This window comes from Streptococcus sp. LYSM12 (assembly GCF_004569635.1).
Lineage (GTDB): Bacteria > Bacillota > Bacilli > Lactobacillales > Streptococcaceae > Streptococcus.
The window spans coordinates 1-14,392 of sequence record NZ_SPOZ01000009.1; the positions used below are offsets into that span (position 1 = coordinate 1).

General features: G+C 33.3%; 12 protein-coding genes and 3 pseudogenes. 11 read left to right on the forward strand and 4 right to left on the reverse strand.

The genetic code is table 11. From position 1 onward, the window contains the following. Together E4T79_RS04050 and E4T79_RS04055 are read left to right on the forward strand one after the other, a co-directional pair. Nucleotides 1-93 (forward strand): IS3 family transposase (locus tag E4T79_RS04050; RefSeq protein WP_135027973.1); only part of this gene is annotated, 93 nt, incomplete at its 5' end. Nucleotides 94-192: 99 nt separating this feature from the next. Next, nucleotides 193-432 carry a hypothetical protein gene (locus E4T79_RS04055; protein WP_135027975.1) on the forward strand — a complete coding sequence of 80 codons (240 nt, stop codon included), beginning with the start codon at nucleotides 193-195 and terminating at the stop codon, nucleotides 430-432. A gap of 174 nt (nucleotides 433-606) precedes the next feature. Here the strand turns inward: E4T79_RS04055 and E4T79_RS04060 are convergent. Beyond that, nucleotides 607-1,453 (reverse strand): annotated as a pseudogene (locus tag E4T79_RS04060) (DDE-type integrase/transposase/recombinase). Nucleotides 1,454-1,655: 202 nt separating this feature from the next. Here E4T79_RS04060 and E4T79_RS10995 point away from each other — a divergent pair. The 8 genes from E4T79_RS10995 (at nucleotide 1,656) to E4T79_RS04095 (ending at nucleotide 10,891) form a co-directional block, all read left to right on the forward strand. Next, nucleotides 1,656-1,793, forward strand: coding sequence for a thiopeptide-type bacteriocin (locus E4T79_RS10995; RefSeq protein ID WP_167752616.1), 138 nt, complete (start codon nucleotides 1,656-1,658; stop codon nucleotides 1,791-1,793). 62 nt (nucleotides 1,794-1,855) lie between these two features. After that, entirely contained in the window at nucleotides 1,856-4,609 is a 2,754-nt protein-coding gene (locus tag E4T79_RS04065) for a lantibiotic dehydratase (RefSeq protein ID WP_135027977.1), read from the forward strand. 18 nt (nucleotides 4,610-4,627) lie between these two features. Beyond that, the gene (locus E4T79_RS04070; RefSeq protein ID WP_135027979.1) at nucleotides 4,628-5,515 is read left to right on the forward strand and encodes a hypothetical protein; all 888 of its coding nucleotides are present in this window, start codon (nucleotides 4,628-4,630) and stop codon (nucleotides 5,513-5,515) included. Continuing rightward, nucleotides 5,512-6,453 (forward strand): hypothetical protein, encoded by a 942-nt coding sequence (locus tag E4T79_RS04075; RefSeq protein ID WP_135027981.1) that lies wholly within the window; start codon nucleotides 5,512-5,514, stop codon nucleotides 6,451-6,453. Before E4T79_RS04070 ends, E4T79_RS04075 begins: the two co-directional genes overlap by 4 nt. Then, nucleotides 6,438-7,856: a YcaO-like family protein gene (locus E4T79_RS04080; RefSeq protein ID WP_135027983.1), complete on the forward strand. Its 1,419-nt coding sequence runs from the start codon at nucleotides 6,438-6,440 to the stop codon at nucleotides 7,854-7,856. The genes E4T79_RS04075 and E4T79_RS04080 overlap by 16 nt, the downstream gene beginning before the upstream one ends. A gap of 30 nt (nucleotides 7,857-7,886) precedes the next feature. After that, a complete protein-coding gene (locus E4T79_RS04085; protein WP_135027985.1) occupies nucleotides 7,887-8,942 on the forward strand; it encodes a hypothetical protein in 1,056 nt (351 codons plus the stop codon). A gap of 15 nt (nucleotides 8,943-8,957) precedes the next feature. Continuing rightward, complete coding sequence (locus tag E4T79_RS04090) at nucleotides 8,958-10,556, forward strand: ABC transporter ATP-binding protein (protein ID WP_135027987.1); 1,599 nt, start codon at nucleotides 8,958-8,960, stop codon at nucleotides 10,554-10,556. 17 nt (nucleotides 10,557-10,573) lie between these two features. Continuing rightward, the gene (locus E4T79_RS04095; RefSeq protein WP_135027989.1) at nucleotides 10,574-10,891 is read left to right on the forward strand and encodes a hypothetical protein; all 318 of its coding nucleotides are present in this window, start codon (nucleotides 10,574-10,576) and stop codon (nucleotides 10,889-10,891) included. A 194-nt stretch (nucleotides 10,892-11,085) separates the two neighbouring features. Here the strand turns inward: E4T79_RS04095 and E4T79_RS04100 are convergent, their stop codons facing one another. The 3 genes and pseudogenes from E4T79_RS04100 to E4T79_RS11305 all read right to left on the reverse strand — a co-directional run. Next, nucleotides 11,086-12,345, reverse strand: a complete 1,260-nt coding sequence (locus tag E4T79_RS04100) for an ISL3 family transposase (RefSeq protein WP_135027991.1) — start codon at nucleotides 12,343-12,345, stop codon at nucleotides 11,086-11,088. 287 nt (nucleotides 12,346-12,632) lie between these two features. Beyond that, nucleotides 12,633-12,833: a helix-turn-helix transcriptional regulator gene (locus E4T79_RS04105; protein ID WP_135027993.1), complete on the reverse strand. Its 201-nt coding sequence runs from the start codon at nucleotides 12,831-12,833 to the stop codon at nucleotides 12,633-12,635. Continuing rightward, nucleotides 12,823-13,721: pseudogene (locus tag E4T79_RS11305) on the reverse strand (DUF2326 domain-containing protein); the annotation flags it as partial. The pseudogene E4T79_RS11305 and the gene E4T79_RS04105, both read right to left, overlap by 11 nt. A gap of 99 nt (nucleotides 13,722-13,820) precedes the next feature. On the opposite strand from E4T79_RS11305, the pseudogene E4T79_RS04115 reads away from it, so the two are divergent. Continuing rightward, a pseudogene (locus E4T79_RS04115) lies at nucleotides 13,821-14,231 on the forward strand (group II intron maturase-specific domain-containing protein); the annotation flags it as partial. Nucleotides 14,232-14,392 lie beyond the last annotated feature (161 nt).

Here is a 14,392-nt window from a genome sequence, read left to right on the forward strand (position 1 = left end):
ACAAATTACATTGATTATTACAATAATAAACGTATCAAAATAAAACTAAAAGGACTTAGTCCTGTACAATATAGAACTAAATCCTTTACTTAAAATATTATGTCCAACTTTTGGGGGTCAGTACATTTGTTGTTCTTTTTATTAAATGTCAGTCAAAGAATTAGCAAATTATACACGGATAGGAAGTATTTAATGCTGATAGATGGTTTTGGGATTTTATTAATCATGATATTATCCTTGGGTGGTAAAGTATCATCCTTTGTTTGTAATTCCTTATTATTAACCTTTGAAGATTTGAGAAATCCAATTGTACTCGATATTATCAATAAAGAGGTACCTGATGACTATAAAACTACGACCTACTCTATCAATGCGATAGTGAATTCGATAGGAGAAATCATTGCCGGAATCATTTTTGGAGTTCTAGCATAAATGTATGGAATATCTATTATGTTTCTAGGCTTGGTGGTTAGTATGGTTTTATATAGTCAGCTGTCGAAATAGAATCAGGTCAAATGTCAGGGAATGAAGGATTTTTAGTGGTTTGATAAATAGAGTTAGCGACGCTTGAGTTATCCTTGCTCTTCTGATATTGATAGGAGATTTCTATCCTAGAGTTTGCATAGGGAGTCGATTGGAACGGTAAAGATAAGTTTTCATCTGCTTGATAAGATCTCATCATAGGAGTAGAAGGTCAAGTGCTGGTAGAAACGTCTGTTGTCATTTCGATGACCGCGTTCGAACTTACCATTATGTCTCGGAGTTCGAGAACGAATCAACTTGTGCTCAATGCCGAGTTCCTGACAAAGTAGGTCGAACAGGTGAATTTGTTTGGTTTCCTTGAAATGGGTAAACTCAAAACCATTATCCGTCTGAATGATTTTTGGTTTGTAGCCAAAGTATTTTATGGCCATTTTGAGGAAGAGAACAGTTGAGTGAGATGACTGTTCCTTAAAGGGGTAGATAAATCGTTCCCGACTAGCCTCGTCAATGACGGTATACTGGTAGAACTTGTCAGGTAATTGACCTGTGTAGCAGTGAGTAGGCACGTATTTAACATCCATCTGCCACTTAACTCCAAGCTCAGTCGGGGTGTCATAGGGTTTGGGAACATAGGTTTTTCCTTTTGATTTAGGGGGTTAAAGAATTCCATTTTTCTCAAGATGCGAAAGAGAGAACAAGGGTGCTGATCATACCCTTTGTTGGTTTTGAGCTTGTAGAAGATGTCGATGAGGGGAGCCTTTGGATTTCTTTTGATGCAGTTTTTAATCCAAGTGATTTTTTCTTTGGTGTGGCTCTTTGGATGGGGAGTTTTTTGGTCTGTGAAACCGATCTTTCAGCGATTCTTTCGTGCCACATCAAATCGCTTTTGGTAGGTTTTCACCGCGTGGTAACGTGTTTCGAGTGTATGTAGTAAATATCTAAGATTTTGTGGTATACTGGTTTTTTTGATTTTTGAGGTCTCACATCTATTGTAACGCTACAGAATTATATAAAATTTTCTGAATTTTCTATTGATTTTTTTTTACAAAAATGCTATACTACACTCCAATAAGTAAAACGGTTACATTTTTACTTATTGGGTGATGCATCTAGACTTAGCCGAATACTTATTTGTTTATAGTATCTAAAATATGAAGTAGAGGTAAAAATTTATGGAAAAAGATGATCTTCAAAATGAACTTAAATCGCTTGGATTAGAAGTATTAGAAATTAGCACAGACACTATGTTAGAGGAATTTGGTGCCTCTAGAGGTGGAAATGGCTGCTGCTCAGTGATTATTGCTACTTAAGCTGTCAGTTTGATGTAGCCTTGGTGAGTCTAGATGTATTGCTTTTATGGTTAGGAGTTTATATGTATTATCGACAATCAAATTATTCTAGTGAATTGCTGAAGAATATTCTGGATGAAAGTACTGCTCGAGAAACTATTGAAACTGTGCTGGAAGATGAAGAATTTCGCTTTTGTATATACACGGTTTCCAAGTCATTGTATAGAGATATTATTTCTGGTAATAGATCACAGGAAGTTATAGAATCGCTACGAAGTTATTTAATTCGTATGTCTAGTAGGGCAGTAGCTCATGGTGCCATGGGAGTAATTTCTTACTCTGGGTTCGAAAATATAAAGTTAAGAATTTATCTATCTTTAAAATGGTTGACAGAATTTCAAAAGTTAGTTGCTTTGAATCAAAATGAGAATTCAATTTTAAAGTTCTATCTAAATTCGAATATTTTTCAAAGGACAGCCAGCCAATTGATAAAAAATTTTTTTAATAGTGCTACTAAGAAGATTGAAAAAATTCAATTAGATAGTAATGGAGTAATTGGTAAGATATTGTTACTGATAAAAGATAAAGGAGGTATTAGTTATAGGGAACTTTACCAACAATTCCAGTCAGTCGGTAATGCGCATAAAATAATTGAATATTTGATAGAGAAAGAGATATTAATTAGTGAGGTTTATTTTGTTTCAAGGGATACAGCTGATTTAACGAAGCTATATAAATATAGAGAGTTCTATAATATGTCTGAGAATGAACTGACTGATGTTGTAAAAAGTTTAGAATCACTTGATAAGATAAAAGATGTTAACTACGGTAAATTAATAGAAGGTATAGAACTCCTTTCGAAACAATTAGATAAATTATCGTTTAATATAAGCTTGAAGGAGAAGTTTATATTCGAAAATGTAAAAAGTATTTTTTCTTTTGATAACAATATGCATAAACTTGATTCTAAACAGTTAGAATTTCTTAGGTATATGAATGTATTCACTCATTCGTTTCACAGAATTAAAAAATTTGAAAGTTTATTTTATGAAAAATTTGGAAAATATTGCGAAGTTAAATTAGCAACATTACAAGAAATGAATATGATTGAGGAGATATACATGGATGGCTATGTTCAATCTAATTTATTTGATTGTGATGAATATTTGGAGTATTGGATTAATAGACTTGGGGGCAAGGATGTAGATGAAATAGTGCTAGAAGACGATGATATTAGAACTATTGTAAATTCTTTAAAAAAATTTATAGATGGAGAGTTTCATCAATTCTATTATGATATGAAATATCGTTTGTATGATAGCGGGGTATATTTACCGCCAGTTACCTTTGCTTTTCCAAGTGGAAGTTATTTTGAAAAATATAATCGAAATGCAGATTATACCTATACAGAGGAAGAGTTTCTTTATTGTATAGATATGAACCTTAAGAAGTACCCAGATGTTGGTTTGCAGTTCAATGAAAAAAATAAAAGGATTTATTTACAAGAAATTCCTAATTTATCAAATAGAGTACTGGATTTAGCTGATTTATCTATTATGTTAGATGAGCGAGGTCTATGTATACGTAATGCTAAAGATGGTCATAAGATTATTCCGTGTTTTCGGAGCATGGCATCATTAGAAATTGGTACTGAGAATACTATTGGTAGATTCTTAATTGATTTTTCAAACTATATTACGATGATTCCTAGAGACTTATACATTCCTACTAATGTTAACTATCCTGTTATTCCTAGAATCAGGTTTAAAAATTATATATTATCGAAGAAGCGATGGTATTTACGAAGTACTCAAAATATGTTGGATCAAGATATTGATTCATATATTATTAAATTTATCCAAGAATATGATGTTCCAGACATTGTTTGTTTAAATTCCAATGGGGAGGATTTCCCGATTAATCTGCTGTCCACTGAGCATATAAACTTGATTAAGAAGCAGTTAAGGAAAATAAACAGGGTTGTATTAACAGAATATCTTGGCAACTTAAATAGTGATCATGATGAAGTAGAAATTATTGAAGAATGTAAAACATTAGGTTTCAGTTACAACATTAAAATTGACAATTCAAACGTTGAACAATTTAAGGACTATAAAAAGGAAATTGAATCAAAAACATTAGTATTTGATAGTGTGGATAAGATACCGAGAACCCTTGAAATAATTAAAAAATATTTTCAAAATCAGGGAGTACAGTTTAATTATACATATTATTCAGATTATTCTAAGCCATCAGTGAGACTACGATATAAAATTAGGACAAATATAGATGTTTTTCCGCTCCTTAATAATTTACAGTTAGAGAATAGCATAATATTTTGGTTTGACTCGGAATACACTTATGAGTCTGGAAGATTTGGAGGGAGCACTGGTTTTGATGATTTTTATGAGTATTCATATATTGATGGATTGTTGGCTATAAAACACTTGCAATTAAAAGACCGTAATGATGGACAATGTGTACGTGATATTTTATATTTTTTGTTTTCGATTTTTAAAAATTGGGCAGATACTGAGTCATTTCTGAAACAGTTTACTTTTACAAAAGAAAGAAGGAGAGAATATTCGTATAAATTTAGGAAATTTGAGCAAAATATTGATTATGAAGAAATGAGTTTGGGAGTACATAAAATGTCGAAAAATAAATATTCAGAATTTCTTTTGCAGAGATTATCTAAGTATAGTTCGGCACATTGTGAATACATCATATCAAGTTTAATTCATATGCATGCTAATCGAAGACTTCTGTCAATTATAGATGAAGAGAGGGTAATATTTTTTTGTTATAAAGTTTCTCAAAGATTGAGTCATATCTGATAGAGAATGGAGAATAGTATGTATTTTTCTGTGAATATCTTTTTGTCAAATGACAAAAATTATAAGAATGATTTTAGAATGATTCAAGAGTATGTTAATAGATATTTTAGTAGTCTTTATTTTAAAATAAAACAATTTCCTACAGTTCATCTTTTAATCTCTGGAATTTTTGGTTTAGAAGAAGCAGAAATGATTCTTTCGGGAATAAAGAAAAATTTTTGTAATGTCATTTCTGGATGTTCCATTTCTGATGATGGTATGTATCTTCTTTTTAAAGATGAAGAGATTTATAAAAAAATTAGAAAGTGGGAGATTGCATTTGATGAAGTCTTTATGAATCATTATTTTTTAGATAGTGTAGATGATGTGGATATTATTGTTCTATTAAAAGAATGGTATGCTAATTATGAGCAAGAAGTTGTAATTAATTCGCATATATCACATTTTTGGGGTTTTTTTGCTTCCCTTAATATTAATCAAAAAATATATATAAAGAGACTTTTTCAAAATAGATTTTTCAATACGATATTAAGAGAGTCGGTGCTCAGTAATATTGATATTAAGCTGTTAGAAGATGATATTGAATTGTTGTTATCATCACATTCAAATTTTAATTTTTTCTACCCAACTTTATTTTCGGAAATAAAATCTACGATAAATTTTTCTTCTGAAGCTCACAAAAGAACCATTGATACAATTTCTAAAAGTAGTGAATTTCTGAGGGATAAAATTCGAATCACAAATCGTTGGGGGTTAAATATTTTATATGAAAAATTACCCTTACTTGGATTGCGACTATTAGATAAATATTACATAAACTACTATTTTTCACTAACTTCAAACGAGGTTGACATTGATAGAAGTATGCAGCTATTTATTGATACGGGAGAGGAACGATTATTATGAATGATATATATATTATAAACGAAGAGAGTTTTATTTCAGAATTAGATACGGATATATATGTATCGGTTGGAGATACTAATTATAAAGTTTCTAAAAACGTTATTAGTAGAGAGCAGATAGATAATGTTCTTTACCTAATTACTAGTGGTAGTACTGTAAATGAAGAAGATACAACATTTAAATTTTTATATTCTCTTGGAGTAATATTGAAACGAACGGTAGCACGAACGATAAAATTGTTTTATCAAGATGACCCATTGAATAGAAAAATTAAATTGTTGTTAGATGACGTAACTAATATTGTTAGCTATCAAGAACGTGGAATGCTCTTAAAGTTAATTTCTAATGGAGATTATTTATTGTTATATCCCCTAGGGACTACTTATTTTAACAATATACACGATGATATCATTGAAATTTCAGATATGTTTGCTAAATATATATTGCAAGTGCTACGATCTAAGAAACTAGATATATTAAATATACCTAAAGGCAACTGCATCATTATTGATATACGAGATTACAAGTTAAATACGATTATAGCGCCATTAGAAATGGAGATATTATCTAAAAAAGAAGATTATTTTTTGTTTAAAGAAGGAATATCGACAATTGTGTATGATTATGAAATATTTTATCCATTTATAATGGCTAAATATCGTAATATATTTGGAGAAAACGATATTGGGTTTGGAATTTCTAAAACAGAATGTATTGACAATATCTTTTTTGATATAACGAATGTTCCAGTCAATGCCGAAAAGAGTGAAGATGAGGTTTCTAATAGTGCATTATATATGGATATTTTAAAAATGTATTTTCCTAATATGCAAGAGTTAATAAATAAGATCATTGAAAAAGAACAAAATATTGGAAGAGTTGTTAAAAAGTTGTATCAATATGAGGAAGGAAGCGATAATAAATGCTTGATTATTTAAAAGAAGAGATACGACAGAACAACAAAGTTGAAATTTTAGACAATAAGCTATTTTTTCCTAAACGGAATAGGAATATCTCTGACGAGTTTGAGTTAGAATTTATTCCTTATCAAGGAATGGAGCAAGAGAGAATTATTGCGTATATATCATCTAATGAGCGTATTGTTGAAATTGATTTTTTTGATGATTTTCTTATTTTGAAAAGGACTGGATTAAATACAATCACTAGGACTAGAAAGGAAAATATTAGAGACCTAACTTTACTAAAAAATATAATTAGACATTCGGAGTTTTCCTATTATGAATATGATGATTTCTCAGTTCATTTATTTAGATCTAGAAAATATTCAAAGCTTCATGGAGCAGCACCAATACACAGTAGGAATTATGAGGCTCATTCCTTTTATGAGTATCTAGAAAGAATGGTATCTTTTAATATTGACAATATTAAAGGGGAGAGCATAAATGATTTTAATACTTTGTTGAATTTTAATTGTTATGGTCAATATTGGGCTAAACGATTGATTGGAAAGAGAGCTGAAAATCTACTTGAGCTAAAAAATATTCAAGAAACTAAAAAAAAATATATACCTCTAGAATATATATACTATAATACACCCAATATTGCTGAGGGTAGTTTCCAAATCTCAAATAGAGGAAATTCCAATGGTATAGCATTAGGCAATAGTATAGATGAGGCATTATATTTTGCTTTACTTGAAACTTATGAAAGAGATTCGTTGATTCGTTTTTGGTATGATGATGAGTTTGAAGTGCTGAATATTGAAAGTGACTCCTTACCTAAAAATTTTAAAGCAAAGGTAATGACATTCAACTCGTTGGGATATGACCTTCATTTTTTACTAATTAATAGAAGCTTAAAAATTTATGTTTCCTGGTGTCTTATTTTAGATAGATCCACAGACCAACAGAAATTATTTTCTGTGAGTGGTTTTGGAGCTTCTTCTGACTTAAACGATGCGCTAAAGCAGGCTTTTTATGAAGCTAATATGGTTTTTCATTCTAATAAGAAATATACATCAGTAAAGCAGGCAATTGATTATATCGATTTAACAGATAAGTTAATTCAAGAGGACATTGGAGAATATATTTTGAGATATTTTAATTCGCATCAGAGGAGTGAGGAATTTAGAAGAATATTATTAGAGTCAAAAAAAGTCAAATATTTAGATATTGTCAATGTTGATAGTGGTTCGACAGAACAAGTGGTAGAAGAATTGAACGCTATATATGGTGAAGTTTTTTATTATAATATGACTCCAAAGATATTAGAATGTTTTGGGTTGTACTGTGTTAAAGTATTGATAAAAGAGGCAAAAGAAGTGCATTTTTATCCAGTAAAAAATCGAACATATAGATCAGATTTGCTACCATTACCTTGAAATAAACTTGTTGAATAGAAAGGGATTACAATGAGGTTTACACAAGAGGATTTTATTGCTGACTATTCATTCTTTAGAGGACATTCTATTTTTGAACAGGTTACAGAAGAAGAGGAATTTGTTTGGAACAAAGGAGAGAGTGTGGATAAAGTATCTCCACTTGTTGAAGAAATTTTTGAAATTTTTTCAGTGAGTCGAATATCTGAGTGTTCTCAAACCCCTTATCTTATCCATAAATCATATCCCTCTGCTCGTTCATTCTATCTGCAAGAATGCTTTATTTGTAACGGAGGTAACGAGTTTCTATATAAAAATGAGGTAAGTGACAAATATCAGGTAGTATACTGTCAAAATAATGATGTTTCGTTTGAAAAAGGCGACATTCTTATTAAAACTGGGAAAATGAAGTATGATTTATACAAATCTATAAGAAAAACATTGATGCTATTGGAATTGGGGCATATCGTGTATAACATTCATTTGGTTTTATCGAAATTTGATTTTAAGATAAATAGAATTAAAATGGATACTAATTATACATTAATCAGTTTAGAAAATGGATCAGTGTTTACTCCTGCTCTTACCCTTAAAGCCCTACATCAACTGTATGTTTTAAGAACTAGTGGTCCATATTTAAAGAGGATTATAGATTTTAATCGTCAGATTAATGCACATTATTTATTTAAGACGAATATACAGGAAGCATTCAGATGCTTATTCAATGTAGAGTATGATAGCACAATTATTAGGATGTATATTTTTAGGAATAATGGAGTTGATGGATTCTGCTATGAGAATATCACTCTATCGTATTCTATTTTAAATAAGGTTTATCAGTATATTGATTTTCGATCTGCGAGCCAGTATACGCTGTTTGCAATAAAAAGGGAATTCCATAAAATATTTGAACAATATATCGTATTTTTAGGTTATATTGCTCAAGAGTGTTGTCTTCATAACTCTTGCTATGGTCGATATAACCGACCGGTTAAACAGGTTCTTCCAGTAAAGGTTTGGGAGAGTTTCTTTGCAGATGATTGTAGACAATATTATCCCTTTTATGGCATAATTACTGGTAATATCTAAGATGGAGGAGTGGAAATGAAAAAGATATTTAGATATAAAAAATATGCGAAAGCCACGTTTTTCTTATGGCTAAGTGCGACTATCTTAGCGATTGTGTTTGGAGTGTTTTCCATTTTAAGTATCTACACTCGAGCAGTGGTTGTCGATTTTTTACTTGTTCAAAGTCCGAAACTATATGCTGGAATTGCGATACTAATTGTGATGATGCTGATGAACGAAATCATCTTCTGTGCCTTATCTATTTGTAATGCAAATTTATTAAAAAAATGGATGCTGCTGTTGGGGAATCGCATTAGTAAAAATTTGTCGTTAATGGGTTATGAAAATTTTCATCGTATCAATCATGGTGAATATATCGCATGGTACACGGCAGATTTAGAAAGAGCTTATGGAACTTATTTTCTGCCTTTTCTGTCTATTATTGGTCAGATAACCCTAAGTATCGTTTCACTTGCAGTATTGTTTTTCATTCATTGGAAGATTGGCTTATTTTCTTTGCTGTTATTCGTTATTTTAAGAAGTGTGAGTACAAGATTTGGTGTCAAGATAGGAAATGCCTATCAGAAGCTGGCGATTTCAAGTGCTCATTTTACCAATATCTTACAGGAGTATACTTCGGGATATGATGTTTTAAAAAATTTTGATAGTTTAGACTTGTTGAGAAATAAGATACGAATGAGCGAAGAAGAGATGGAGAACGATCGCTTTACAGCCAAGAAGTATCTAGCATTTGCGACACTTCTTTTTCAAGGGACACAAAAGATATTCGAAGGACTCATGTTTGCTTTTGTTCTTTACTTAGTACTCCAAAATGAATTATCACTTGGTATGCTCATATCCATCCCAACCATATTAACGATATTCTTATCTTCGACGTCAGAAGTGAGCGAATTATACATACAATCAACAGGAATGGATGAGATTATTGAGCGTTTAGAGACAATCACAGTTGCGAAAACGCATGAGTTCAAGGATGTTGAAATGATTTCTTTAGAACAGCTTCATTTTGCTCGTGGGGAAAAGGAGATATTTAGAGATCAATCATTTACATTTGAAGCAGGGGGGAAATATGCGCTTCTTGGTCCTAGCGGTAGTGGGAAGTCCACGCTTATTCAGCTCATATTGGGACGCTTAACTCCGCAGCAAGGAGCGATTTGGCTGGGTGAGCATCTTCTGAATCCGACAGTAGATAATTGTTTTGCCAAGGAAATTGCTTATCTTAGTCAAGAAGGTTTTATTTTTAATCTAAGCGTGCGTGAAAATATCACACTTGGAAAGGAAATTAGTGATGAAATCATTATCGAAGCCTTAAAGAAAGTGCGTCTTTATGATCAAATCATGTCTTTGCCAGAGCAGTTAGATACTGTTTTAGGGATGAAAGGAGATCGTTTGTCAGGTGGTGAGAAACAAAGGCTTTCTCTTGCGAGAGCTCTTGTTAGAGATACTCCTATCTTAATAATGGATGAAGCGACCTCTGCAATAGATAAGGATACGGCGATTGAGATTGAAAATGAATTACTAAAAGATCCAGATAAGTTGGTTATCATGATTTCGCATCATTTAGACGATAGTGTAGCAGCTAATTTAGACCAGATTATGGCCATAGGATCATAAAATAGGAGGGAAACGTGATGAACGAACAAGAAATGTTTGATAGAGATACAGTGACGATAGAAAAAGGAGTCATTCAGCTAGCTCAACAAGATTCCCTTGGTTCATCAGATATTGAGATTTCTTTTGAGAATAATGGCATTCACATTTCAGAAAAAATCGTTAACCAAAGGGATGAAGAAGAAAAAATTGATATTCGAAATTTTACTATTAAAGAAAATGGAGAGGTGTCAATCGTCACTGACAAAGGAAGTCAAGTCGTTACCAAGGAACTGAGAGACTCTTTTAAGGATAAGATTCTTTTTCATTCTTTGAAAAATGAGAAAAGAGAGCTATAACGCATAGAAAACTTTACCATATTGCAGATCGAAAAGACAGCGTGCTGGTATATGACTAAAAAGAAATATCTGTCCGTACTAGTAGTTCAGGTATGACTATATGGTAGCATACCGAAATGAAGCTGATAGAAACAGAAAGGCGCTTAAAAGTATTTTTTAGGGCTCATTGTCAACTGTAGTGAGTAGATGAAAAGCTAACATCTAGAGAGGACCGGCTTGGTCTTCTCTTTTTTGATGCTGATAGCAATCAAAATCCGCTTTTTGAAGTTTTCAAAGTTCCAAAATCCAAAGGCATTCCGCTTGATGACTTTGATGATGTTATTTGTAGCCTCAAGTTTGGCGTTTGAATAGGACAACACTAATGTCTTCTCAATCTTGTCCCTATCTTTCATGAATGTCCTGAAAACAGTCTGAAAGAATGGCTTGACACCATCTATCTGTTCTTCAATTAAGTCGAAAAAATGGTCAGCTTGTTTCTCTTGAAAATGGAAAAGCAAGAGCTGGTAGAGGTCATAATGTTTCCTAAGTTCGTCAGAGCAGCCCAAAAGATGTTCGACTACTTCCTTGTTTGTCAAATGCATACGAAAGGTCGGGCGGTAAAAACACTTGTCACTGAGTTTTTGACTGTCATGTTGAATCAATTTCCAGTAGCGTTTAAGCGTCTTGTATTCATGCGATTTGCGGTCAAAAGCATTCATGATTTGGGTACGGACACGGTTCATAGCACGACCTAAATGTTGTGCAATGTGGAAACGATCAAGAACAATTTTAGCGTAAGGGAAAAGCTTCTTAGCGAGGTCATAATAGGGGCTAAACATGTCCATAGTGATGATTTTAACGCGGTTTCTGACCTGTCTAGGGTATCTCAGAAAGCGATTTTGGATGACCGCCTGTGTCCGCCCATTAAGGATAGCGATGATGTTATTTGTGTTAAAATCTTGCACAATAAAGCTCATCTTTCCCTTCTTGAAGGCATACTCGTCCCAGCTCATCATTTCAGGTAAACTATTCAAGTTAGTCTTGAACGTGAACTCATTTAGTTTTCGAATAACTGTTGATGTAGAGCTGGAAAGTCTGTCGGCTATGGCAGTCATGGATGCTTTCTCGATGAGAAGCTGGGCAACTTTCTGTTTGACGATGGTTGGAATCTGATGATTTTTAGGGGTAAGTGAAGTCTCGGCGACAGAGATTTTTCCACAGTCTTTGCACTTGAAACGACGCTTTTTGAGACGAATCAAAATCCTATAGCCAGCACAATCAAGAAAAGGGAGCTTAGATTCACGCTGGAAATCGTATTTGTCCACCTGTCCTTGACAGTGAGGGCAAGGCGGTGCAAGGTAATCTAAGATTGCCTTCAATTCCTTATGGGTTCCCATATCGAGTATTTCCTTGTCGAATATGATATTAGAGTCTTTAATTCCAAGAAGTTTTGTGATAAAATCGAATTGTTCCATATGAGCCTTTCTAATGTGAGTTTGGTCGCTTTTCATTATAAGTCATATGGGATTTTTTCTACACAAAAACAGCTCCATAATCTCTGCGGTGGTGTTACCCACTACAGAAATTATAGAGCCGGTTTTTCTATGCTGTGGAATATGCTACTCTTTTTTGGTTCGCTCTTTATACTGTTATCGGGCGGTTACTGTGAAAGTTCATACTTGTTCGAAGAGTTAGAAACAATCGGAATAATTTATAGTTTCTCATAATCTTTAGTTTAATATAGAGTATCCCATTATTCAACTCATGGTATAATTTCCATAATATCCCCAATCCGACACTCTGGTACTGTACAAATCTTTAGAAGTACATCAGTAGTGACATTCTCTTCCTTGCCTGACTTTGCGATAGTAGAAGAGCTGATTCTTACTTTTTGTCTGAGTGCTGACTTAGTCAATCCTTTATCAATTAGTAGTTTCCATAATTTATTGTAACTAAACCTCATAGGAGTTTTCTCCTTTGTTCCATGAAATACCGTAGAGTTCATTTCCATTGCTAGAGAGTCTTAATACAGTACTTTCTGACAAGAGCTGATTGGCTTCTATAGCATAAGAGCTAGCTTTATCGAAGGCTAAAAAGACTTGTGTATTTAATGATTTTGCACGGTCATATAATGTCAAAAGAGCTTCGGTTACTTGGTAGCTGATATTGCTAAGTAGTAATGAATTAGTAAGGTAAAGTATCGCTAAGTCGAAAAGAATCATTCCTTTGAACTTAGTTCCTGTACCGTCGTCGTCAGGGGTATAGAAGGAGTAGCTATTATAGGCTCTGAGGTTAATTTGAGGAGCTTTGCGAATATCTGGGTACAGAATATTATTGAATTTACGCATCTTATTATTGATTTTTCCTTCTAAATCTAGAAGGATATCTTCTGTACTTCGTTTCAAGTCAGCGTCTGCTTCTGATCTTTCCTTGGATAGACTAGACTCCTTTAAGTAGGCCTCGTTTTGTTCTTTTAGTGCATTGATTGTAGCTATTAGTTTAGAGTAGTTTTCTAAGAACTCACTTGAAAGATTTGGAATACTTCCTAGTTCTTGAAGGTCATGGTTCAAGGCTGTCAATCGACTTTCCATTTCCTCTATCTCAATAACTAGGAACTCACGTTCGGTTGAGAATTCGGAATCCAAAATATTTGCTAATTTTTTGTGATAGGCTTCAACTTCATATAATTTTTGAGGTTGGTATATGGGAAATATTACTGAAGCTCTGTTAAGTCAGATTCAGTAGGATATAAACCAAATTCGATACTAATATTCAATGGTTTAAGGCGTCTTTGCTTATCTCGAAGAGTGTTTTCTAGTTCGAGCTTAGTATTTCTAAGTTGGATTTTTTGTGTACGACGGACATGTCGTACATCTGAGGTGAAAGTCCTCTGCGGGCACCCGCTACCGGTGAACCCAATAGCGACTCCCAAGCCTGACTATCGTGAGGTAGCGTGCAGAGTTTCAAGAGGAAACTCAAGCAACTAACGACTCGCAAATGGAGCATTGACCTAGACAGCAGAATTGAGCAACTGAACTGGGTTATCCGAGGTTGGATAAACTACTTTTCCTTGACGAATATGAAAACTGCTATGGCAGACATCGACGAAAGGCTGAGGACGCGAGTTAGAGTTATTATCTGGAAACAATAGAAGAAGAAATCTAGGCGACTATGGGGGTTTCTCAAACTAGGAGTTGCGAAGTGGATAGCGGATAAAGTATCTGGATGGGGTGATCATTATCAATTAGTGGCTCAGAGGTCAGTACTGAAACGTGCCATATCAAAACCAGCCCTCGCTAAACGTGGACTGGTTTCTTGCTTAGATTATTATCTAGAACGACATGCGTTAAAAGGTAGTTGAACCGCCGTGTGCCGAACGGCATGCACGGTGGTGTGAGAGGGACTAGAAATTAGTCTCTACTCGATTGTTTCTGTGTTATAATAGAAAGAGTTACATTAGGATTTGAGATGCACAACCCACTCGGGTTTTGCACCCCCCTTGAAAGGGAAAAGGTTAGATTG

Excerpts from the sequence above, each read along its gene's own strand:
- E4T79_RS04065 (WP_135027977.1), top strand. The coding sequence starts at position 1,856 with ATGTATTATCGACAATCAAATTATTCTAGTGAATTGCTGAAGAATATT.
- E4T79_RS04085 (WP_135027985.1), top strand. The coding sequence starts at position 7,887 with ATGAGGTTTACACAAGAGGATTTTATTGCTGACTATTCATTCTTTAGA.
- E4T79_RS04100 (WP_135027991.1), bottom strand. The coding sequence starts at position 12,345 with ATGGAACAATTCGATTTTATCACAAAACTTCTTGGAATTAAAGACTCT.
- E4T79_RS04095 (WP_135027989.1), top strand. The coding sequence starts at position 10,574 with ATGAACGAACAAGAAATGTTTGATAGAGATACAGTGACGATAGAAAAA.
- E4T79_RS04080 (WP_135027983.1), top strand. The coding sequence starts at position 6,438 with ATGCTTGATTATTTAAAAGAAGAGATACGACAGAACAACAAAGTTGAA.
- E4T79_RS04090 (WP_135027987.1), top strand. The coding sequence starts at position 8,958 with ATGAAAAAGATATTTAGATATAAAAAATATGCGAAAGCCACGTTTTTC.
- E4T79_RS04070 (WP_135027979.1), top strand. The coding sequence starts at position 4,628 with ATGTATTTTTCTGTGAATATCTTTTTGTCAAATGACAAAAATTATAAG.
- E4T79_RS10995 (WP_167752616.1), top strand. The coding sequence starts at position 1,656 with ATGGAAAAAGATGATCTTCAAAATGAACTTAAATCGCTTGGATTAGAA.
- E4T79_RS04055 (WP_135027975.1), top strand. The coding sequence starts at position 193 with ATGCTGATAGATGGTTTTGGGATTTTATTAATCATGATATTATCCTTG.
- E4T79_RS04075 (WP_135027981.1), top strand. The coding sequence starts at position 5,512 with ATGAATGATATATATATTATAAACGAAGAGAGTTTTATTTCAGAATTA.
- E4T79_RS04105 (WP_135027993.1), bottom strand. The coding sequence starts at position 12,833 with ATGAGGTTTAGTTACAATAAATTATGGAAACTACTAATTGATAAAGGA.